At 43.1% G+C, this 211-nt stretch carries 1 protein-coding gene; it reads right to left on the reverse strand.

Going from position 1 to position 211, the window contains the following annotated elements:
* Positions 1-211: transposase (locus GPK83_RS13625; protein WP_215705008.1), on the reverse strand; the 211-nt coding region annotated here is incomplete at both ends.

Genomic DNA, 211 nt, shown 5'->3' on the forward strand with positions numbered 1-211 from the left:
TGACTGCTTACGGAAGCAAAATCAAAACCGGATTTACTTTCTTTGATGAAGTTTTCCATCAGCCCTCGCTTGCAGTAAAACTTGATAAGATACCCTGGTGAGGAATCCATGTTTGTGACAACAAAGGTGTCCATGTAAACCATCTGGTTTTCCGGCTTTTCAACCTTGCATACCACACGCCGTTCGTAAGGCCATGACTTTGCTTTGTACA

It is taken from the genome of Clostridium sp. MCC328 (assembly GCF_018785465.1).
Taxonomy (GTDB): Bacteria; Bacillota; Clostridia; order Lachnospirales; family Lachnospiraceae; genus Pilosibacter; species Pilosibacter fragilis.